Source organism: Dellaglioa kimchii (assembly GCF_046115505.1).
Classification (GTDB): domain Bacteria; phylum Bacillota; class Bacilli; order Lactobacillales; family Lactobacillaceae; genus Dellaglioa; species Dellaglioa kimchii.
The window spans coordinates 629,925-651,156 of the sequence record NZ_CP170736.1; the positions used below are offsets into that span (position 1 = coordinate 629,925).

General features: G+C 33.7%; 24 protein-coding genes and 1 other annotated feature. Of the genes, 6 read left to right on the forward strand and 18 right to left on the reverse strand.

The window, feature by feature from the left end; all coding sequences use genetic code 11:
- Positions 1-34 precede the first annotated feature (34 nt).
- From pheT to ACE83Q_RS03105, 5 genes are all read right to left on the reverse strand, one after another.
- Positions 35-2,455: a phenylalanine--tRNA ligase subunit beta gene (gene pheT, locus ACE83Q_RS03085; RefSeq protein ID WP_409022663.1), complete on the reverse strand. Its 2,421-nt coding sequence runs from the start codon at positions 2,453-2,455 to the stop codon at positions 35-37.
- A 5-nt stretch (positions 2,456-2,460) separates the two neighbouring features.
- Complete coding sequence (gene pheS / locus ACE83Q_RS03090; protein WP_409022664.1) at positions 2,461-3,507, reverse strand: phenylalanine--tRNA ligase subunit alpha; 1,047 nt, start codon at positions 3,505-3,507, stop codon at positions 2,461-2,463.
- A gap of 61 nt (positions 3,508-3,568) precedes the next feature.
- Positions 3,569-3,797 (reverse strand) — a binding site (T-box leader).
- 43 nt (positions 3,798-3,840) lie between these two features.
- Complete coding sequence (locus ACE83Q_RS03095; RefSeq protein WP_409022665.1) at positions 3,841-4,185, reverse strand: winged helix-turn-helix transcriptional regulator; 345 nt, start codon at positions 4,183-4,185, stop codon at positions 3,841-3,843.
- A 121-nt stretch (positions 4,186-4,306) separates the two neighbouring features.
- The gene (locus tag ACE83Q_RS03100) at positions 4,307-4,807 is read right to left on the reverse strand and encodes an HD domain-containing protein (RefSeq protein WP_409022666.1); all 501 of its coding nucleotides are present in this window, start codon (positions 4,805-4,807) and stop codon (positions 4,307-4,309) included.
- A 116-nt stretch (positions 4,808-4,923) separates the two neighbouring features.
- Positions 4,924-5,688, reverse strand: coding sequence for a TrmH family RNA methyltransferase (locus ACE83Q_RS03105; protein WP_409022667.1), 765 nt, complete (start codon positions 5,686-5,688; stop codon positions 4,924-4,926).
- Between the two features lie 134 nt (positions 5,689-5,822).
- Between ACE83Q_RS03105 and ACE83Q_RS03110 the strand changes: the two genes are divergently transcribed.
- Together ACE83Q_RS03110 and yidC are read left to right on the forward strand one after the other, a co-directional pair.
- The gene (locus ACE83Q_RS03110; protein WP_409022668.1) at positions 5,823-6,098 is read left to right on the forward strand and encodes an acylphosphatase; all 276 of its coding nucleotides are present in this window, start codon (positions 5,823-5,825) and stop codon (positions 6,096-6,098) included.
- A gap of 87 nt (positions 6,099-6,185) precedes the next feature.
- Positions 6,186-7,118 carry a membrane protein insertase YidC gene (gene yidC / locus ACE83Q_RS03115; RefSeq protein WP_409022669.1) on the forward strand — a complete coding sequence of 311 codons (933 nt, stop codon included), beginning with the start codon at positions 6,186-6,188 and terminating at the stop codon, positions 7,116-7,118.
- Positions 7,119-7,218: 100 nt separating this feature from the next.
- On the opposite strand, the gene ACE83Q_RS03120 is transcribed toward yidC, so the two are convergent.
- The 4 genes from ACE83Q_RS03120 to ACE83Q_RS03135 form a co-directional block, all read right to left on the reverse strand.
- The gene (locus tag ACE83Q_RS03120) at positions 7,219-8,688 is read right to left on the reverse strand and encodes an ATP-binding protein (RefSeq protein ID WP_409022670.1); all 1,470 of its coding nucleotides are present in this window, start codon (positions 8,686-8,688) and stop codon (positions 7,219-7,221) included.
- 38 nt (positions 8,689-8,726) lie between these two features.
- On the reverse strand, positions 8,727-9,413 hold the full coding sequence (locus ACE83Q_RS03125) for a response regulator transcription factor (RefSeq protein ID WP_409022671.1): 687 nt from the start codon (positions 9,411-9,413) through the stop codon (positions 8,727-8,729).
- A 271-nt stretch (positions 9,414-9,684) separates the two neighbouring features.
- The gene (locus tag ACE83Q_RS03130; protein ID WP_409022672.1) at positions 9,685-9,843 is read right to left on the reverse strand and encodes a hypothetical protein; all 159 of its coding nucleotides are present in this window, start codon (positions 9,841-9,843) and stop codon (positions 9,685-9,687) included.
- 313 nt (positions 9,844-10,156) lie between these two features.
- Positions 10,157-11,014: an aldo/keto reductase gene (locus ACE83Q_RS03135; RefSeq protein WP_409022673.1), complete on the reverse strand. Its 858-nt coding sequence runs from the start codon at positions 11,012-11,014 to the stop codon at positions 10,157-10,159.
- 156 nt (positions 11,015-11,170) lie between these two features.
- Between ACE83Q_RS03135 and ACE83Q_RS03140 the strand changes: the two genes are divergently transcribed.
- The 3 genes from ACE83Q_RS03140 (at position 11,171) to ACE83Q_RS03150 (ending at position 14,088) form a co-directional block, all read left to right on the forward strand.
- Positions 11,171-11,701: a GNAT family N-acetyltransferase gene (locus ACE83Q_RS03140; protein WP_409022674.1), complete on the forward strand. Its 531-nt coding sequence runs from the start codon at positions 11,171-11,173 to the stop codon at positions 11,699-11,701.
- A 765-nt stretch (positions 11,702-12,466) separates the two neighbouring features.
- The gene (locus ACE83Q_RS03145; protein WP_409022675.1) at positions 12,467-13,393 is read left to right on the forward strand and encodes a hypothetical protein; all 927 of its coding nucleotides are present in this window, start codon (positions 12,467-12,469) and stop codon (positions 13,391-13,393) included.
- A gap of 128 nt (positions 13,394-13,521) precedes the next feature.
- The gene (locus ACE83Q_RS03150; RefSeq protein ID WP_409022676.1) at positions 13,522-14,088 is read left to right on the forward strand and encodes a hypothetical protein; all 567 of its coding nucleotides are present in this window, start codon (positions 13,522-13,524) and stop codon (positions 14,086-14,088) included.
- 255 nt (positions 14,089-14,343) lie between these two features.
- Here the strand turns inward: ACE83Q_RS03150 and gndA are convergent, their stop codons facing one another.
- Entirely contained in the window at positions 14,344-15,765 is a 1,422-nt protein-coding gene (gene gndA, locus ACE83Q_RS03155; protein ID WP_409022677.1) for an NADP-dependent phosphogluconate dehydrogenase, read from the reverse strand.
- A gap of 184 nt (positions 15,766-15,949) precedes the next feature.
- On the opposite strand from gndA, the gene ACE83Q_RS03160 reads away from it, so the two are divergent.
- Positions 15,950-16,453: a hypothetical protein gene (locus ACE83Q_RS03160; protein ID WP_409022678.1), complete on the forward strand. Its 504-nt coding sequence runs from the start codon at positions 15,950-15,952 to the stop codon at positions 16,451-16,453.
- A gap of 78 nt (positions 16,454-16,531) precedes the next feature.
- Here ACE83Q_RS03160 and rpmF read toward each other — a convergent pair whose 3' ends face one another.
- The 8 genes from rpmF to yhbY form a co-directional block, all read right to left on the reverse strand.
- Positions 16,532-16,711, reverse strand: a complete 180-nt coding sequence (rpmF, locus tag ACE83Q_RS03165; protein ID WP_057973392.1) for a 50S ribosomal protein L32 — start codon at positions 16,709-16,711, stop codon at positions 16,532-16,534.
- A 55-nt stretch (positions 16,712-16,766) separates the two neighbouring features.
- A complete protein-coding gene (locus ACE83Q_RS03170; protein ID WP_409022679.1) occupies positions 16,767-17,315 on the reverse strand; it encodes a YceD family protein in 549 nt (182 codons plus the stop codon).
- Positions 17,316-17,395: 80 nt separating this feature from the next.
- Positions 17,396-18,538 carry a nucleotidyltransferase gene (locus ACE83Q_RS03175; RefSeq protein WP_409022680.1) on the reverse strand — a complete coding sequence of 381 codons (1,143 nt, stop codon included), beginning with the start codon at positions 18,536-18,538 and terminating at the stop codon, positions 17,396-17,398.
- Positions 18,539-18,549: 11 nt separating this feature from the next.
- On the reverse strand, positions 18,550-19,290 hold the full coding sequence (locus ACE83Q_RS03180; RefSeq protein WP_409022681.1) for a class I SAM-dependent methyltransferase: 741 nt from the start codon (positions 19,288-19,290) through the stop codon (positions 18,550-18,552).
- Entirely contained in the window at positions 19,290-19,646 is a 357-nt protein-coding gene (gene rsfS / locus ACE83Q_RS03185; RefSeq protein ID WP_409022682.1) for a ribosome silencing factor, read from the reverse strand. The genes ACE83Q_RS03180 and rsfS overlap by 1 nt, the downstream gene beginning before the upstream one ends.
- Before the next feature lie 10 nt (positions 19,647-19,656).
- Complete coding sequence (gene yqeK, locus ACE83Q_RS03190; protein ID WP_409022683.1) at positions 19,657-20,250, reverse strand: bis(5'-nucleosyl)-tetraphosphatase (symmetrical) YqeK; 594 nt, start codon at positions 20,248-20,250, stop codon at positions 19,657-19,659.
- Positions 20,243-20,890 carry a nicotinate-nucleotide adenylyltransferase gene (locus ACE83Q_RS03195; RefSeq protein WP_409022684.1) on the reverse strand — a complete coding sequence of 216 codons (648 nt, stop codon included), beginning with the start codon at positions 20,888-20,890 and terminating at the stop codon, positions 20,243-20,245. Before ACE83Q_RS03195 ends, yqeK begins: the two co-directional genes overlap by 8 nt.
- A 26-nt stretch (positions 20,891-20,916) precedes the next feature.
- Positions 20,917-21,231 carry a ribosome assembly RNA-binding protein YhbY gene (gene yhbY / locus ACE83Q_RS03200; RefSeq protein ID WP_409022685.1) on the reverse strand — a complete coding sequence of 105 codons (315 nt, stop codon included), beginning with the start codon at positions 21,229-21,231 and terminating at the stop codon, positions 20,917-20,919.
- Position 21,232 lies beyond the last annotated feature (1 nt).

Here is a 21,232-nt window from a genome sequence, read left to right on the forward strand (position 1 = left end):
CTTAATAATAAGTATTATTAAGCTGCGTCCTAAATTATCGAATATCAGCCCTAAGCGTCTCTTTTAAAGCTTCGATAACACGGTTAAAATCATTTGTGACATCTTCTTCAACCAAAGTTTTTGTAATATCTTGATAAGTTAACGTATAAGCAAGGGATTTCATGCCATTTTCAATATGAGATCCTTGATAAAGATCAAATAAATGAACATCAATTAAAGACTTTCCACCTTGTTTTTTAATTAACGCTTCAATCTCACTGTTAGCTATATCATTAGCAACTACGAGGGCCACATCACGAGTAACTGATGGAAATTTAGAAATAGGCGCAAATAATCGGTCTGCTTTTTTCGCATCAACTAATTTTTGAAGATCTAATTCAAAAACGTATGTTTCCTTTAAATTAAATTCTTTAGCTGCATTAGGGTGTACTTGGCCTACAAAACCAATTAATTCATCTTTTAAATAGATATCGGCTGTTCGTCCTGGATGCATATCTTCATGACTTTCAGAAGATACATATCTAACATCATCAACCAATTCTAATTGTGTTAATAATTGTTCAACAACACCTTTAATCATGTAGAAATCAACAGGTTGTTTTTCGTTTTGCCAATTTGCAAGTTTAAATAATCCTGTCATTGCACCTGCAATATGTTCAATTTCAGTAGGTCGATCTTCGCCCTCACTGCGGAAAAAGACTCTTCCTTGTTCATAGAAAGCAAGATTGTCAGATTTTCGTGCTTCATTGTACGCTAAATCATCTAATAACCCGCTGATTAAGTTCATTCTTGTTGTTGTTCGTTCTGAGCTCATTGGGAACATTAAATTTGTAGTAAAAACATCTTTTTCTTCAAAAATAAATTTACCAGCTTTTTCTTCCGTTGTTAATCCATAACTAATAACTTCAGATAACCCAGCTGATTCCAAAATATGACGCGCCTGTTTAATCGTTTTTTGTTTATAAGTATATTTACCAGGAGTCATTTTGCCAGTTGGTAGTGTAGAAGGAATATTATCGTATCCATAAATACGCGCGATTTCTTCTACTAAATCTGCTTCAATACTAATATCCCAACGTCTTGCAGGAACTTCAACATTTAAAGTGCCATCGCGATTTACAACCGTAAATCCTAATTGTTTAAATAATTTAGTGATTTCAGATTCTGATAATTCAGTCCCAAGTACACCATTAATATGTGCCACCGTTGTATCAACAAAAGTTGACTCTGCTTCTAGCTTACTTGCACTTGCCGTACCCGACACAACTGTTCCATCACCTAAATTAGCGATTAACTCTGCTGCTGCATCAAGTGCTTCTTGTACTGTTTCAACGTTAATCCCACGTTCAAATCGCATTGAGGCTTCACTATGAATACCCTGTGTGCGTGCTGTTTTTCTAACCATTGAATTGTTAAATACTGCAGATTCAATCGCAACTGTCACAGTTTCGTCGGTTATTTGTGTTGATTCGCCACCCATTGTCCCAGCAATAGCAATTGGTGTTTTACCATTTGTAATCACAATATCTTTTTCTTTTAATTCCCGTTCTTCGCTATCTAGTGTTGTAATCTTTTCACCAGCATTAGCCGTTCTTACTAAAATATCTTTACTGCCTAATTTATTGTAATCAAAAGCATGGAGTGGTTGACCATAATCCATTAATATATAATTAGTCACATCAACGACATTATTAATAGGTCTGACTCCTGCATTCCAAAGACGAATTTGTAGCCACATTGGGCTTGCTTTAATCGTTAAATCTTTAATCACGCGCATCGAATACGTGGGTGCTAACGTTTTATCAGGCAATGATAAAGAAATATAATCTTCAATTTTTTCAGTAGATGTTTCTTTTAATTCTGGATGCTTAAACGTTGCCGGAACATCATAGTCAGCAGATAATTCGTGAGCTACCCCACGCATACTTAACATATCAGCACGATTTGGTGTCACATCAATATCAATAATATCATCATTCATACCCAAGTAATCAAAAACTGATTCACCAGGAATTGCATTTTCTGGCATCACGTAGATACCTTCTACAAATTCTTTAGGAACAACACTATCTGAAAATCCAATTTCTTGTAACGCACAGATCATACCTTCAGAAGCTTGTCCGCGCATTTTACCACGCTTTATTTTAACATTATCAGCAATTCTAGAATTTGGTAAGGCAACAATAACTTTTTGCCCTGCGGCAATGTTAGGTGCGCCACAAACAATTTGAATAAGAGACTCTTCGCCAACATCAACTTGGCAGATATTTAAATGATCAGAGTCTGGATGTGGTACTAAACTATCAACATATCCGACAACAATTTTTTTAAGTCCTTCAGAAGGACGTTCAACGCTATCAATTTCAACGGCTGTACGAGCTATTTTTTCAGCAATAATTTCAGGTTCAATTTCTAATGTTAAATATTCATTCAACCAATTTTTAGATACTTTCATTATCTCTAACCTCTTTTCGTAAATTGTGACAGGAATCGATTATCGTTTAAATAAAAATGACGAATATCGTCGATACTATATTTAAGCATCGCAAAACGATCTGGTCCTAAACCAAAGGCAAAACCACCGTATACTTCAGGGTCGACACCGGCCATTCTTAATACATTAGGATGTACCATTCCAGCGCCTAAAACTTCTAACCAGCCTGTGTATTTACAGATTGAACAACCTTTACCCGCACATTTAAAACAGGTCACATCGACTTCAACTGACGGTTCCGTAAATGGGAAGTAACTTGGTCGTAACCGAATTTCTTGTTCTTCTCCAAAAATTGTTTTAGCAATTAGTTCGATTGTTCCCTTTAAGTCAGCCATCGTAATATGTTTGTCGATTACTAACCCTTCGAACTGGTGAAATTGATGTGAATGCGTTGCATCATCTGTATCACGTCGATAAACTTTACCAGGTGAAACCATTTTTAATGGTCCTTTTGAAAAATCATGTGTTTCCATTGTTCTTGCTTGAACGGGTGATGTTTGTGTTCTCATTAATAATTCTTTTGTAATATAAAATGTATCTTGCATATCACGAGCGGGATGATCCGCAGGTAAGTTCAACATTTCAAAATTGTAATGGTCTTCTTCTATTTCTGGACCTGAAACAACTTGATACCCCATACCCAAAAAGAGCTCTTCCAATTCTTCAATCACTTGCATAATAACATGTGGCTGCCCTAATTGAATTTGGGCACCTGGTAGCGTTACATCGATTTTTTCTTTTTCCAACTTTTTAGCAGTCATTTTAATTTCAAGTTCTTCATTTTTCACACGAATAGCTTCAGCTAACTCATTTTTAATGGTATTAGAAAAGCTACCAATTTTAGGTCGTTCTTCAGCTGATAATTCCTTCATACCTCTTAAAACTTCTGTGATTGGTCCTTTTTTTCCAAGTAAATTAACACGAATAGCATTAATTTGTTTTAGATCCTCTGATTCACGAATTTGTTTCAAGCCTTTTTCTTGTAACTCAAGTAATTTCTCTTTTAAATCCATTAATATCGACTCCTTTATTAGTTGTTTTGATAGATTTTAGACACAAAAAGACCCCGTCCTAAAAAGGGACGAGGTCTCGCGGTACCACCCTTGTTTTTGAGAATACAAATTCCCAAACACTCAAAATGATAACGGCCATTAACCGGTTAATTGCATGATTTAAGTTAGCCTACATTAATTAACAGCTCTAGAAGTGAATTCAATATTTTATTTATTGGTTAGTTTCAGTCTAGCTAACCATCCCTTTAAATCCAAGAAAAATATCTACTATTTTCTGTCTAAGCCTTTATTCTATATTCATAGTTTAAAGGTATCAAAGCCTATCGTCAAGTCTTACTCGCAATCTTTAAGTGTATACCACTTTTCTGACCATGCATGGACGCTATCCATCATATTTTTCATGTCTTTTCCTTGTTCAGTAAGCTCATAAAAACTACGACTAGTTTCACCGATGGCGACTCTTGAGATAATATTAGTATCTTCAAGTTCTTTTAAACGTTCAACCAATACACGGTCACTGCATTTATCAACCTTTTGAGCTAATTCTTTAAATCGTTGAGGTCCTTCATCCAATAAAACGTTAATAATTAAACCGTTCCATTTTTTGCCTAATATTGAAAAAGTTTTTTCAAATTTAGGACACATTTCATAATTTGTTTTTTCTTGAACAACTTGCATAATTAACCCCTCCTCAGTTACTTTATTACTATATTTTATCATTAACTAACAAAAAGTAAACAAATTGGTTCGTTTTCGAAAAAACAAAAAGGATAAGCCTGAAGACCTATCCTTTTTAAAGCTATTTTAAAATTGCAATTAATTGCTGAAAGCTATGTTTTGATTTATTTTTTAACGGTGATGAAACTTCACTTGTTGCTTCATATTTATCAACCATGGTTACAATATATCCCTCTGGATATTTAGGTGGTGCAACAGTAGCACCCCACATATGTTTCATGATGATATCTTTTTCTAAATCAGATAATGTCGTTAACTTCTCTGCATTTCTAATAGCGATACGCGGATGAATCCAAGCATGTGTACCGCGATCGAATTTAGTTGTACGCCAATCGTAGTAAAATAAATCATGTAATAATCCGGCCCTTGCCGTTGCTTTTGCATTTAAATGTAATCTTTTAGCGATACGATAACTGTCATAGGAAACTGAGATTGAATGTTCTAATCGAGTAGAAAAATGATGTTGTGTATATTCACTTAATCTTTGAACTTCTGGTTTTGCCAAAAGGTCTCCAACATAACTCATATATAATTCATCATCAAGATACGAATCTTTTTTCATATACTAGTACGCCCCCAAAATATTTTTTCCTATCTCCATCATAACTGATTGAGCACCTATTGCAAGCGCAATCAGTTATCTTTAGTAAATCGTAATAATTTCACCAAATATCATAATTAAGCTTTAAGATGAAACATTAGTACACCTGCAGCAATAGCGACATTTAACGATTCAGCACGACCTTTAATTGGAATATATAAATTAGCATCCGTTTCATTTAACAGATCATTACGCATCCCGTTACCTTCATTTCCCATAATTAAACCAAAATTATCTGTAGCAGAAATCTCACGATAACTAAGTGCATCTTCATTTAATTCAGAACCATAAATAGCAATATTATTTTCTTTGAATAAGGTAGTAACTTCCATTAAATCGGCATCTACTAATTGAACATGAAATTGGCTTCCCTGCATCGAACGTAAAACTTTAGGATGATGACTATCTGCACTACCCTCACCAAAAATGACACCTGTTAAACCGGCAGCATCGGCAGTTCTAACCATTGTTCCAATATTTCCTGGATCTTGAACACCATCTAGCATTAACCAGCCACCAGTTAAATGGTCAACTGATAATTGTTGATTTTCTTCCATCTCAGTTACCGCGTAAATACCTTGTGGCGTACTCGTGTCAGCAAGATATAAACTAACTTCAGATGAGATTTCTACTTGCTCAATTGTCGTATCGGCTATTTCATCAAAATATCTAAAATCATTAGTAACAAGTAAATATTCAATTTTTGCGTTTGCCATGAGTGCTTCTTTAACTAAATGCCAGCCTTCTAAAAGGTATTTATTTTCCTTTTTACGACCTTTTTTAGTTTGTAATTTTTTCCAGTATTTAATCTTAGCATTCTGTGTTGAATTAATTTTTTCCATAAATGTACCCCTCTTACTATTGGAAATAATTATAGCATATTTAAAATAGCATTAGTTGGTCATTATCATCTTTTCCAGTTATAATGAAAGCAATAAATGCCTATATCTACTTTATAATATGGAGGGATTACATTATGAGTGCTATTCAAATAACTGTTTTTGGTCGCGTGCAGGGTGTTGGCTTCAGATATACGACGAAGAGATTAGCCGATGATCTAAGCATCTACGGGTCAGTACAAAATAATTTTGATGACAGTGTCACAATTAAAGCAAGTAGTTCAGATAATACCCAATTAGAAAAATTTATTCAAAAAGTTAAAAATTCACCTACACCAGCCGGTAAGGTGACTGATTATAAAGAAACCCCCTTAACTAATTATATGCCGACTGCCTTTACCGTTATTTACTAATTACGATTTATTTATAGCCCATTGAAATCCCCCTATATTTAAAGTATAGTAATCGATATAGTCACTTTAAGAGGGGAAAATATATTAATGAAAAAGATTAAACGTTTAACAATGCTCCCAATATTCATGGCGCTTGTCCTGTTCCTATCGGGATGCGTCCGCAGAGACAAGAATGGTAATCCTTTTGGGATGGTTTACGACTATTTAGCAAAACCAACTCAGGGATTGCTTGACTGGTTATCCGCCCATCTAGGTAACAACTATGGTCTAGCAATTATCGTTATCTCAATCGTCATTCGCTTAGCACTTATGCCAATGATGATTAATCAATCGAAAAAAGCGACCGTTCAACAAGAAAAAATGGGTTCGATTCAACCACAATTAAAAGTCATTCAAGAACGACAAAAAAATGCTAAAAGTTCAGAAGAAAAAGCAGCTATCAGTCAAGAAATGATGGCACTTTATAAAGATAACAACGTCAGCATGACTGGCGGAATTGGCTGCCTACCATTATTAGTTCAAATGCCAATTTTTGCTGCGCTATACGCTGCAATCTTATATTCTTCAGAATTAAAGGATGCTGTCTTCTTTAGCATTAAATTAGGTACACCATCAATTATCTTTACTGTGCTATGTTTCATTGTGTACTTGGGTCAAGGATTCATTTCAACAATTGGCATTCCGCCAGAACAAAAGAAAACAATGCAAACAATGTTAATTGCTAGTCCAGTTATGATGGTCTTTGTTACAATGAGTGCGCCAGCAGGTATTGGTCTCTACTTCTTCATCGGTGGCCTCTTCGCTTGTGTTCAAACATTTATAATTATGTTAATGCGTCCTAAGATTCGTCGCGAAATTCAAGCTGAACTTGCTAAGAACCCACCAATTGTTAGAGAACGTTCAACAATTGATGCTGTTGAAGAAACAGTGGAACAAACAATTGATAATGTTGAAGATAATCTTTCAAATGTAGCAAAAAATAATCGTAATCGTAATGCTGGTAAACAAAACCGCAAATAAAGATTAACCATTTAAAAAAGCTTACCATTCTTAGAATTGCTCTAAGAATGGTAAGCTTTTTTTAATTATACTGTCTAAATTTTTGTATTGCATTTCAACACTAGTCTCTTCTTATCTTTTCGGTTGGTTTAGTAGTAGCTAGAGGCAACGAAATTCTGAATATTGAACCACGCTTCTCAACACTTTCTACCACTAATGTTCCTTTATAACCCATAATGAGTTTTTGTGCGATTGATAATCCAAGACCATTACCGCCTTTATCACGACTTCTAGCTTTATCAACGCGATAGAAACGATTAAAAACATTTTTTAAGTCATCTTTAGAAATTCCTTCACCAAAATCTTGAATAGCAATTTGAACCATTTTCATATCTTTTGATGCTGAAATATGAATTTCTTTTCTTGTTTCTGAATATTTAACGGCATTATCCATTAGAATAATTAAAACTTGTTCTAAGTGATTATGCGATATTTTTACCAAACTTTCTCCATTAAAATCTTCATCTAAAATAAACGTAAAATCGGGATGTATCATTTTAAAATCATTGAAAATTTGTAAAACAACTAATCGGACATCAACTAACTCATTTTTAAATGTCATCTCTACTTGTTCAGCTCTTGATAAATCAAGCATTTCTTGAACTAAACTCTTCATACGATTAATTTCTTGCAAAGATGCTTCAATCGACTCCGCTAGAACTTCCGGATCATCTTTACCCCACCTGTTCAACAATTCCATATGACCTTGAATTATTGCTACAGGGGTTCTTAACTCATGTGAGACATCTTCAACAAATTGTTGCTGTTGATCAACGTAGCGCTCCATCCTATCTAGCATACTATTAAACAAGTCCGCCAAATCAGATAACTCATCATTTCTATGCATATCTGGGACACGTACATGTCCAATTGGTGTTTCGCCTTCATTAATAATATCAATAGTTTCGTTCACTACTTCAATCGGTCTCAGTAACCAAGATGCCAGGATATACCCTAATATAGCACTACCAAAGGTTGCCGTAATAATTAAAACAATAAAAATTAAAATTAATTTATTACTAATTTTATGGTAATTTTCTAAAGCATTAGTTACTTGCGCATACCCAATTTTTTTGCCAGTTTTAGATGAATAAATAGCTCTTCTAGCAACATATCCATTTGCGCCATCAATTGTTTGGCTAGTAAACGTCATTTTATTTTTTTTAACAAATGGTACGTTTAAATTTCTTGAAGCAAAAACTTCTTGTTGCTTCAAATTATAAACACCTACTGCAATATTTTCTCTTGATAAATTAACAATTACTGCATTTGAGTACAAGTTATTTTCGTCTTTATCTGGTCGAGAATCTGCATTTATCGGTTTTAAATGTTGTGCAGTACTTGAAATTGTTAAGTCTTGATTTTCACGACTTAACTGTTGCGTCACCGTTCTTAAAGTATCTTGTACATCTTTTTTTTCTTTATCTAATAAAACGCCACTAAAACTCTGAAAAATAAGCGCAGAAAAAACGGCAAATATAAGTAAAACACCTATTGCCGTTCCTAATGCCCATTTCCATTTAAGTGACATACGTCTTACTTCTTTTGGATGCTGGGTTATTTTTTTTCTCATGATCTCATTACGTACCCTGTTCCTCTGACCGTTTGAATATAACTTTCTTCACCGCTACGATCTATTTTATTTCGTAAGTAACGAATATAAACATCCACAACGTTTGTTTCAACTTCTGATTCATATCCCCAAACTTTAGCTAATAAAACATCTCTAGCTAAAACAACATTAACACTTTCCATTAAAGCTAAAAGTAGTTCATATTCACGTTTTGTTAGCTCAATAACTTCTTCATCACGACGAACAACACGATTTTCTTTTTCAATTGTTAAATCACGGTAAGTGACAGTTGTCTGTTTTGCAACATTTTGTTCACCCTCGATATCAATACGACGTAACAATGCACGTAAACGCGCCAATAATTCTTCGATTGCAAATGGTTTAACAATATAATCATCTGCTCCATGGTCTAAGCCAGATACGCGATCAATAACTGAATCACGAGCCGTCATCATAATGATTGGTGTATTTTTAACTTGTCGTACACGGCGACAAACCTCAAGACCATTTAATTCAGGTAACATTAAGTCAAGTAGAATTGAATCCCAATCTTCATTTAAAGCAGCTTCTAGACCCGTTCGCCCATCAAAATGAACCTCAGTTTCAAATCCTTCATGTTGTAATTCTAATTCAACAAAGCGCGCTAAATTTTTTTCATCTTCAATTATTAGAATACGACTCATATTTTCATGATCTCCTGTTAGTTTTATTTTATTTTCTCATCCATATACACACAATTTTTAACCGATATCTTACTTTTCTTATTCTACCATTAAATGATATTCTTGCATACACTTTGCACTGCTCAACTCATATAGGTATTCAAGCACTTTTTAACCGTTTTTTTAATATATTATTAACTAAAAGAGTAATAAAATTAATATAACAAACCGTTAACTTTAAAAAATATATCATTAACGCTTTATTAAAATGAAAACTAAAAATTGGAATTAGTTATTCGATACCAGCAGCATTAATCAGTAATACCGATAATTCAATTATAAATTTTGTCATTTCAATTTCTTTTACAACGTTAACACGGATTTCTCCATTCAGCATACTCAAAATAACTTCTTCAAAAACCTTATATGAAAAGGTTTTATTCTCTGACAAAATAATTCCACCAAACCACATTATATTTTCTAAGTGTGCCGTTAAGTTAGGGTATTAGAATATCGAAATTATACCTTAGCGTCTTAAACAAAAGTTGCGAATTCTCTTATTCTATACTACCTCATTGGTGAACTATTAAAGTTTTTTTCTTTATTTCAACTGAGAACACAACAAAACCCCTTGAGTTAGATTTTTCTCCAACTCAGGGGGTTCCACTTCAATTAGATAAAATTATCCCAAATGTTTCTTTTCCATTATATACTTGTACTTCTATTTTATTTACCTTTGGTAAAATAACTTTACTTCAGGTAATTTATGACAATAATCCCATGAACCATTCAACTCTTTCTGGATCATTATGATCAAAGAAGGCAGATTCTTGTTTGTCTAAGGCAGTAATAGTTGCCATGTCTTCCACTGTTAATTCAAAATCAAATATGTCGATATTTTCTGCCATTCGTTCCGGTCTCACAGATTTAGCAAGTGCTACAATACCACGTTGCATTAACCATTTTAGAATAACTTGTCCAACTGATTTACCGTATTGTTTACCAATTTTTGACAATGTTTCATTTTTAAATAAGTCTAACCGGCCTTCAGCAAAAGGTGCCCATGCTTCCATTTGAATGCTTAATTTTTCATGATAGGCTTCATCCGTTAAACGTTGATTCCATGGATTCACTTCTATTTGGTTAACTTGAACTTTAGCCACACCATTCATATGAGAGAATTCTATTAATTTTCCGGTATCAAAGTTAGACACCCCAATAGCACGTATTTTCCCAGCAGATTGTGCGGTAGCTAAAGCGCGCCAAGCACCATATACATCACCGTATGGTTGGTGAATTAAGAATAAGTCTAGATAATCTAACTGCATTCTTTCTAGTGATTCATCAATTGCCTTCATCGCCTTTTCTTCACCAACATGTTGGATAAATAATTTGGTTGTGACAAACAACTCTTCTCGTGTCACTAATCCTTCAGTAATTGCTCTTTGGATAGCTTCCCCAGTTTCAACTTCATTTCCATAGGCAATCGCTGTATCTAGTAATCGATATCCTACTTTAATCGCTTGATAAACTGCCTCTGCAGTTTCTTCTAAAGGAATTTGATACACGCCAAAACCTAGTTGTGGCATTTTCACTCCATTATTTAATGTAACTGTATTCATTTCAATCGCTCCCTTTTTATTTAATACACTAAGTTAAACACTTGGAGTGCACTCAGAGTCAAGGATTATGCTATATTATTTTAATATTTGTTTATTTTTCAGCTTTAGGCTACTATTACTATAAGTATTTTAGATTACATATAAGGAGAAAAAGCGATGACACCTATTATCACACTTTGCACAATTAATGACTTAGAAATATTACAAAAGATTAGCATTGAAACTTTTACTGATACTTTCGCTGCAGATAACGATCCAAAAGATTTACAAGATTTTTTGGATACCGCTTATTCTTTACCACAATTAACGAGTGAATTAAATGATCCAAATGCATTCTTTTACTTCGTACATGTTAATGATGAGTTAACTGGATATTTAAAATTAAATATTAACGACGCACAAACTGAAGATGACTTTCCGAATGGCTTAGAAATCCAACGCATTTACATTCGTAAAAATCACAAAAAGATGGGATTAGGTCAACTTTTATTTGAAAAATCTAAAGAGGTTGCCAAAGAATTAAAAAAAGATCAACTTTGGTTGGGAGTTTGGGAACATAATAAACCTGCCCTCTCCTTTTATGAAAAACAAGGCTTTACAAAACATAGCCAACATGATTTTGTTTTAGGCGATGATATCCAAACCGATTTTATTTTAGTTCTAAACAGTAGTGACTCCAAAAATTAACCTTTTTATAGAGTGGGAAAATACACTCTATTTTTATACAAATAATTCTTTATATTTTCGGGATTCAATAGATTTTTTCAGCCTAATTTTTCTTTCATATCCATAAACTAACGTCTTAACGTTAATCCCAATGTGACATATTCATAACGTTCATCTAATAATTATTTTCATATACTATTATAAAGTTTAATAGTAAAATTGTATTGATATAGAGTATGTCCATCATAATCTAATTACGCAATATTTCACCAAAAATATTATTTCTGGAGGATTTTCCACATGAGTATCTTTTTCGCTCTCTTATTTATTACTACTTTTATCACGTTTTTGGTATATGTTATTAAATTTATTATCGCAAAAATTAACAAAAAGGATACTAATCATGCAAGAAAATTAATATTATTTAGTTTCCTAATCTCATTTATTTTACTCGTTCTAATTGGTATCACTGCACCTTCTTAAAATAGATATACTAGTGTCAAAAAATCTGAGCATACCTAGTTAACACATCTGTCTTAAAAAGATTAATGTAACTATTCTACTTCAATAATTACTTTGGCTCAGTTTTATACCGTATGGTGCCTGGTACCGTTCATATCGTAATCTTTATTTTAATTAACCTAGTTAACTCACTAACATACCCAAATCTACATCCATCTTAACCAAATTATTAGAGATAATTTTTAACGAGTCTATAGATGTTTTAAACAGGCGCAATTCCTGTTACTCGCTTTTCACCACAAAAAAATTTTGGAGGAATTATTTATGGATGTTTTATTTGCACTTATATTTTTTATTTCAATAGGATTCGTTATTTACTACTCGGTTAAAAGATCTCAATACAAGACGAAAGAACCTGAAACATACAATAGAGTTAAGAATCGTGTTTGGTATGCTGCCCTAGTTGCTCTTTTCGCAATTGGCGCAGGAGCTGGTGTTATTGGATTTTTTTCTGTAATAGTCTTATTGTCTCTTGGAACAATAATTTATTACATAATAAAAATGATCCAAACTCGTAAAAAAGATCCTGTCACGTATAATAAAATTAAACATCGTATTTGGTACGCCGTACTAGTTTTTATTATTTCATATATTATCGTTATTGTATTACCTCAACCTTCTAGCACGACAGCAAACCATACGAATATAGCAAAAGTAGATTCAAGTAAAGAAAAACAAGAGCGAGAAAAGAAAAAGCAAGCAGATGAAAGTTCAAAAAAAGAATCTGAAAGCACTGCTAAAGAAGAGTCCGAAAGTACTAAAAAGGAATCCGAAAGTATTGCTAAAGAAGAGTCTGAAAATACTAAAAAGGAATCCGAAAGTATCGCTAAAGAAAGTTCCGAAAGCGTTAAAGAAGAATCTGAAAACAATAAACGTGAAGAAAGTATTCAAAAAGTAAATGATGAAAAAGCAAATGTTGAAAGTACTAAACAAGCAAGTAATGTCGCTGCCAAAGCTCAATCTAAAAAAGCATCCAATCAACAAAAGCAAACCGTAACTACTCAGCGTAGCACAACAAATTCTGGAGCTAGTCAAGTTACCACTGGTGGAGCTACTATTATTGGTAATACAAAATCTAAAATATATCATGTACCAGGTCAAGCTGGTTATCATATGAGTTCGACAAATGCTATAACCTTTCAAAGCGAACAAGAAGCTCAAGCTGCTGGATACAGAAAATCATTAAGATAATTTAACTTCAGTAAAAACTACCACTTCTTTTTATAAAAGGATCGACCAACGAGCGTATAGATACTTCGAGTGGGTTCAATTCCCATTACTCGCTTTTTACTATAAAAATCTTTGGAGGAATTTGTATTATGAATACGAAAATATCAATAGTCGGGATTACTGCAATCACACTACTTTCATTAACTGCATGTGGGAACAGCAAGAATACAAGTAAGGATTCTTCATCTTCTGAGGCTGCATCATCTAGTATTATAAAAGCTAAAAAGGAATCAAGTAAGAAAGAGTCCATAAAAAAAGCAACTTCCGAAAGTAAAGCATCATCAGAATCAGCTGCTCAAACATCTAGCATCTCAGCTGCAAGTTCTTCAATTACCGCAGCTGAAAGTTCTATTGCCGCAAGCTCTTCTAGTATTGAGGCTGAGAAAAATAACGTTACTACCACCGAAAAATCTACAAGTTCATCTACATCAACTAAGATGACGCAATCAAAAGCTGAATCACTTGCTTTAAAGTATTTTAACTCATTCAATAATGAAACAAACGGCTGGACACCAAAAGTTAAATCGAGTGCTACTTTAGACACCGGTCATTCATATGCTATATCTGTCTTCGATACTGAGACTCATATGATTGAAGTTGACGTTGACAAATCAACTGGAAAAGTCACTTCTCCAAATTTAGAATATCAACGTTAATTTATAAATAGTTTTAAGGATTTTGTAGTTGTCAATTTTAAATTGTTTTACATAGAGTCGGTGCCTCCTTTAATAACCTTGGAGATCTACTCGGTCGTTCCAATGTAAGGATTACTCAAATCTATATAGCAGTAACTTCAAAATTATTACAGTATTTAGATACTTAACTCAAACGTAACCAAAAGAAAAAAGGCCTATCTAACAACTTTTAAATCGTTGTTAGATAGGCCTTTTTTAGTATATTTATTAACTTTTTTATTGTTCAGTATACCAAGTATAATGGAATGAACCTGGTTTATCAGTACGTTCATAAGTATGAGCGCCAAAGTAATCACGTTGTGCTTGAATTAAATTAGCAGGTAAAACTTCTGAACGGTATTGATCGTAATACGTAATTGCTGCACTGAATCCAGGGACTGGAATACCAGCTTTAACAGCAATACCAACGATATCTCGAACTGATTCTTGATATTTTTTAACAATATCTTTAAAGTAACCATCTAATAAGATGTTATTTAAATCAGCTTTTTCGTCAAATGCGTCAGTAATATTTTGTAAGAAACGAGCACGGATGATACATCCAGCACGCCAAATCTTAGCCATATCACCAAAGTTTAAATCCCATTCATAATGTTCTGAGGCAACACGTAATTGTTCAAATCCTTGTGCATAACTCATAATTTTACTAAAGTATAATGCTTCACGAATTTTTTCAATTAATTCTTTTTTATCTAATTCACCTAATTTAACTTCTGGTTTAGGTAAAACTTTACTTGCTTCAACACGTTCTTCTTTCATTGCTGAAATGTAACGTGCATAAACAGATTCAGAAATAACTGACTGAGGAACACCTAATTCAAGTGCACTTTGTGATGACCACTTACCAGTACCTTTGTTTCCAGCACGGTCGAGGATAACATCAACAATAGGTTTACCAGTCCCTAAATCGTCTTTACGTGTCAAAATATCGGCAGTAATTTCGATTAAGTAACTATCCAATTCACCTTTATTCCAGTCAGAGAAGATATCAGCGACTTCTTCAACAGAGAGACCTAATAAATTTCTTAATAAATGATATGATTCAGAAATTAATTCCATATCACCATATTCAATTCCATTATGAACCATCTTAACATAATGACCAGCACCGTTAGGACCGATATAAGTCACACATGGTGTACCGTCGCTAGCTTTAGCTGACATTTCCTCAAGAATTGGTGCAACAAGGTCATATGCCTCTTTTTGGCCACCTGGCATCATTGATGGTCCTTCAAGTGCACCAATTTCGCCACCTGAAACGCCCATTCCAATAAAGTTAATTCCAGAATTATCTAATTCTGCATTACGGCGTACTGTATCTTCAAAGTAAGTATTTCCACCATCAATTAAAACGTCACCTTTATCTAAAAATGGTAATAGTTCTGCAATAACAGCATCAGTTGGTTTACCAGCTTTTACCATGATAATAATTCTTCTAGGTTTTTCTAATGAATCTGCAAAATCCTTAATTGAGTAGCTGGGTACTAATTTTTTTTCTGAGTGGTCTTTCATAACTTGCTCAGTTTTAGCTCCCGTTCTATTATAAATAGCTACCGTACGGCCACGACTCTCAGCATTCAATGCGAGATTTTTACCCATGACAGCCATTCCAATAACACCAATTTGTGCTTTATCCATTATAATACCTCCTACATTTCTTTAATTTTTTGTGAATCAAAAACCATGTAATCTAAGAAAGTATCAGCTACCGACTTTGTCAATAAACCCATTTAACTTTCAACGTCAATTATACACTAGACATCAAAAATTCCTATCTATTTTACCTTTTTTTGTTATACTGATTTCAGGAGGTCTTTCAAATATGAAATTAGTTGAAGTACAAGAATTATATTATGCCATCGATACTTTTTTATACAGTCGCGCAAAAGCAGAATTTTCTAACAATATCCCTACTTTTGACTTAGTTGTCCAAGTTAACGACAAATTATTAACGGCCGATTTTTTAGATTTAAAAGATAGTCGAATTCAAATTTATAGTACCACAAGTCAGCACACTATCGCATCTCAGTCAATTCCTTACGAAAATGACAGTAGTAATGCTTTCATCAGTCCGATAAGAAAAACAATCTTTAAAAATTATCGTTCCGAATTTTCAGGCTGGTCTAATCTTAGTAACAAACCAGAGTTATTACTTCTAGATTTGATAGATTTAATTAAATCTATCAAATCTCCCACTTTTAAGGCTGTTAAAACACCGGCTAAAAATGTAACTTATATTGAAAGCCAGGCCAAATTACCTTTTCAATTTTTTGATCCAGAGACAGACTTCAAAATTATAAGTTTAAAAATTAGTGAAAAAAAATAAGATTCAATTGAATCTTATTTTTTTGTACAGAAAAAGCCTTAACACCATGGTTGTTAAGGCTTTTTACTTAATGTAGATTTAGTTGTTTACTTTTACGACTTCTTTTCCGTCATAAAAACCACAGCTAGGACATACATAATGTGATTTTCTTAATTCGCCACAGTTAGGGCAAGCGCTCATACCTGGGACAGTTAACTTGTAATGCGTACGACGCATTCTCTTACGTGTTTTTGATGTTTTACGTGCTGGTACTGCCATTATCAAACACCTCCTTTAAAATTATCCAAAACTTTTAATAAAAGTATTGTTATGTTTATTCCTCTTCAGAACCATCATTATCAAAAAAATTTTGTAATGAGGCAAATCGAGGATCAACTTTTTCTTTTCTAACCTGTACGAGTTTATCTTCAGTAAGAACTTCCCAGTCGTCTCCGGTTGGTAAATCTTCTGCTTTTCTCTCATCATCAGTCAGTATCTGCATCGGAATCTGTAATAACACATTATCCTCTATCACAGAATTCAAATTGAGCATATCTTCTTCCAAAATAATTACAACATCATTTTTATCAAACCGTTCAAGTGCTTTATCGCGATAGCCTACATAGAATTCATCAACTGAAAAATTTAATGGGACATCGACACTCTTTAATGATCGTGTTGATGGCATTTCAACTGTTAAACTAACGTTAAAATGACCAATGACATCTTGATGATCTGCTGACAGAATACCCGTAACATGGACTTCTGAAACAGCTGTAATTGTTTTGTTGCGCAGCATTAATCCTTCGGAAAGGTTTAACATTTCGTCAACTTGAAGTGGTTCATCACTTTGTTTTTTTAACTCAACTAAGGACCATTTCATGCAAATATGCCTCCTAATGCAACGCTTATGATTATACCTGTGATTAAAAACATTGTCAATGGTATATCCTTGACAGTATGTTAATTAATTTGTTTAGGTCTTCTAAAAAGATCCGATTTTTTATGACTAACTAGCCCATAAATAATTCCTGCTCGATAATCTAATTGGTAAAGTCCCTCTTTATCCTTTTTACTAATTTTTGTTAGTATAGGATATGGCACTACCTTTTTTAAATGATTAAGCAGCGTTTGACCTTTTTTTGAGAACCCTAAGACATGATAATAAGGCTGCTTATATTGTTTGTCAATTTCATTTTGCTTTATTTGTAACAAAATATAAGTTGCTAGTCTTGAGATTTTTGTATAAGTTACTCGTTTCGACTTAACGGCTTGGACCCAATCATCAAAATTAGCCTCGTCAGGCAACTTTTCGTACTGCTGCAACAAACGATACTCAATACCCTCAGACATGCCATAAATCGACGATAATTGACCTGGTGTTGATAGACTCAACTGATATCGAAGATATGGCCAAAAATCTGTCCAATCGGTCCATCTTTCATTTTCTGAATCAAGGCGAGTTTGATTAGGAACAACTTCTACAATCGATTCTTGATGTTGAACTGCTAATCTAATTGCTGTTGCACTTGTAATTTTTTGAGTATCAACAAATTTCGTTTCATGGTAATCAGCCTCTATACGTTGAATCGGACATAACTGGATTTCGGTTTTTTCGGCTACGCAAGCTTCAGCATAAGCTAAACCTAACAAATCATTAGGCCGATTAATTTGAACACCAGTTTTTTCAAAAACAGCTCGCTGATATTGTGTGGCATACGTTTCATTAAACTGATTAAACTCACTATCTAACGTTTGAATTTCAGTTGCAATAGTCATAAAATCCAAATCAGGATGTTCAGCACCAAAAACAAGTCTGGTTATCTTTAATCCGGCCAATAATTTAATGGCACCTTGAGCAAACAAATCAGCCGGTTGAACAGAAAATGCAACGGGTAACTCAACTATTAAATCAACACCAGATTGCAATGCTTGCTCCGTACGGCTCTCTTTATCAAGTGCAGCTGGAATACCTCTCTGTAAGAATTGTCCGCTCATAAGGGCAATAATCGTCGTATCAGGATACTTTTCTTTTATTTGATTAATCTGATACAAATGTCCGTTATGAAACGGATTATATTCAACAATAACCCCAGTCGTGTCCAAGTAACTCACTCCTATTTATCGCAGACAAAAAATAGTCTTGTTGTTTTATCATCAACTTGACTTGTGCCAAAATCAGCCGAAATTTTAATATTCTTAAATCCAGCATTTTTTAGCAATTCAGTATACGTATTAACTGAATATGTTCGTTCGTGATGGTCCTCAGTTAGACGTTCAAATTGACCGTTAGTATCATTTTTGACAAAAAAAGTTAATTCATGAACGACACTGTGTGGCTCTTCATCTTTAAATGTTGACCACAAAAAAGCTTGATCATCATCCTGATAGTTGTACATATAACCTGGATAAATCTCATCCGTTTGATAGGTTGAGATAACATCAAAAATGAATCGACCATTTTCTTGTAGTAATCCATGAATTGATTTAAAAACGTTTCCTACAGCATCAGCGTCAGGTAAATAACAAAATGAGTCAGCAAAACAAGTTACCGCATCAAATTGTGGTAACTCTGCCTCTTCCAAATTCATCATATCACCTTGTACTAAAGGCAAGGATACATTCGCATCCTGTGCGTGTTGGTCAGCAATTGATAACATTTCTTCAGATAAATCTAAACCAACGACTGAATAACCAGATTGCGTTAAAGAAATTGCTAATTGACCTGCACCACAAGCTAATTCAAGAATTTCAGTTTTCTTATCAGGAACTTGTGTTTCGACAAATGTTTGCCAAGAATCATATAAATCAGGATCCATTAATTGATCATACAATTTTGAAAAGGTGGTATAAATCATTATTCTTCAATCCATGCTGATAAATCTACAGATGCGCCTTCAGACCAGAATTTTTCAAGATCATAAAATTCACGTGATTCAGTTTTAAATACATGCACAATTAAATCTCCAAAATCTAATAAAACCCAACTAGTTGAATTACGTCCTTCAATACGACGGACTTCAACACCTGCTAGTTCTTCTTGATCTTGAATTTCTTTGACGATAGCCTTAACTTGGCGAGCTGAGTCAGCTTGTGTCACCATGAAATAATCAGCTAATAGACTAATTTCATGGACATCAATAGCCACCGTCTTTTCGCCACGTTTACTGTCAGCAGCCTTAACTGCGATTTCTAATTTTTCTATACTATTCATTATTACTCCTCTATTCTGCGACCCATTTATTAAAGGTCAAAATTGTTTTAGGATACACTCTTTTATTGGTATTAATTAAATAACTTAGTGTATGTTTTGTTTCAAATCCAACAGCTGCATCCAAACTTTCAAATGCTTTTTTTCGTGCTTCAAGAACGCCAGGGAACGTCCTACCTTCTTCGATGAAATCAGCGACGTAGACAATTTTATCCAACAATTCCATCTCAACATCCCCTGTCGTATGCTTCACAATTGATGTTAAAATTTTATCATCTGTAATACCTAATTCATCATGTATCAACTCTGCGCCAACAATTCCATGCCAGATAGCATTCCCCCAATTTAATAAATCAGGATCCATATGTTTTTGCTTAATTGTACTGATAAAGGTGTCATCTGTCCGCTCCTTGGCATAATCATGAATAAGTCCAGCAATACTTGCTCTTTCAATATCACCATTATTATTTTGAGCAAGTTCAATTGCAGATTTTTCAACATTTAGCACATGCTGAAATCTTTTTTCACTCAAATTTTCCTTCAAAATCTGTACTAATTCTTCTCTAGTTCCACTAAAAAGATTATTAGAATAAACTAAATTATTCACGATATAACCCTTCTTTCTCAATATAATTTGAGACTGCCTTAGGTACTAAATAATTAATTGAACAGCCTTTTTTTATCTTATCTCGAATTTGTGTTGAACTAATATCAATTGTTGGTACATCAACCCAAAGTATAGGATACTGACTTGTTTGTTCAAATCCTGTTCGTTTAACGCCAACAAAATGTACTAATTTTACTAATTCATCAATACGAGACCATTTCGGTAAATAATCTACCATATCGCCGCCAATAATAAAATAGTAATCATTTTCCGGATGAGCTGCTTTTAAAGCAACCACAGTGTCATAGGTGTAGCTAATACCACCGCGATTAATTTCAGTATCTTCTAGCTTAAACTTATCGTTATCCGCGATACTTTGATTAACCATATCAAGGCGATACTTTGCATCAATTGCTTCCTTCTTATCCACATGTGGTGGTGTTGCGTCAGGCATAAATCGAACTTCACTTAATCCTAACTGCTGACAAACTTGATCAGCAATTATTAAATGACCTAAGTGAGGCGGATTAAACGTACCCCCGAGAATTCCAATACGCTTTTTCGTATTATCAAGAATGGGTTTAGTTTTAAATTTCGTAACTAAATTAATTTCTTTTAATTTTTGGACTTGAATAGTCAAGCTAAAAACCTCCTCAAAATTTTAAATTAAGCGAGTAAATTAACTTTGTCAGAGATATCTCGATTTTCGACATCTGTTGCTGCTTGATAAAGCACCAAGGTATGACCAATCACTTGAACAACTTGAATTGAACTATTAGATTCAATAAAAATACGAACTTCATTTGTATCAATTGTTGCATTTTGTAGCATGTTAATTTTGATTAATTCGCGTTTTTCAATTGCTTCGCGAATTTGGTTCAACCAATTAGTCGATACACCTTCTTTTCCAACTTGGAAAAGTGGACGTAAATGATGTGCCTGACTGCGTAAATATCTTTTTTGTTTGCCTCTTAATGTCATA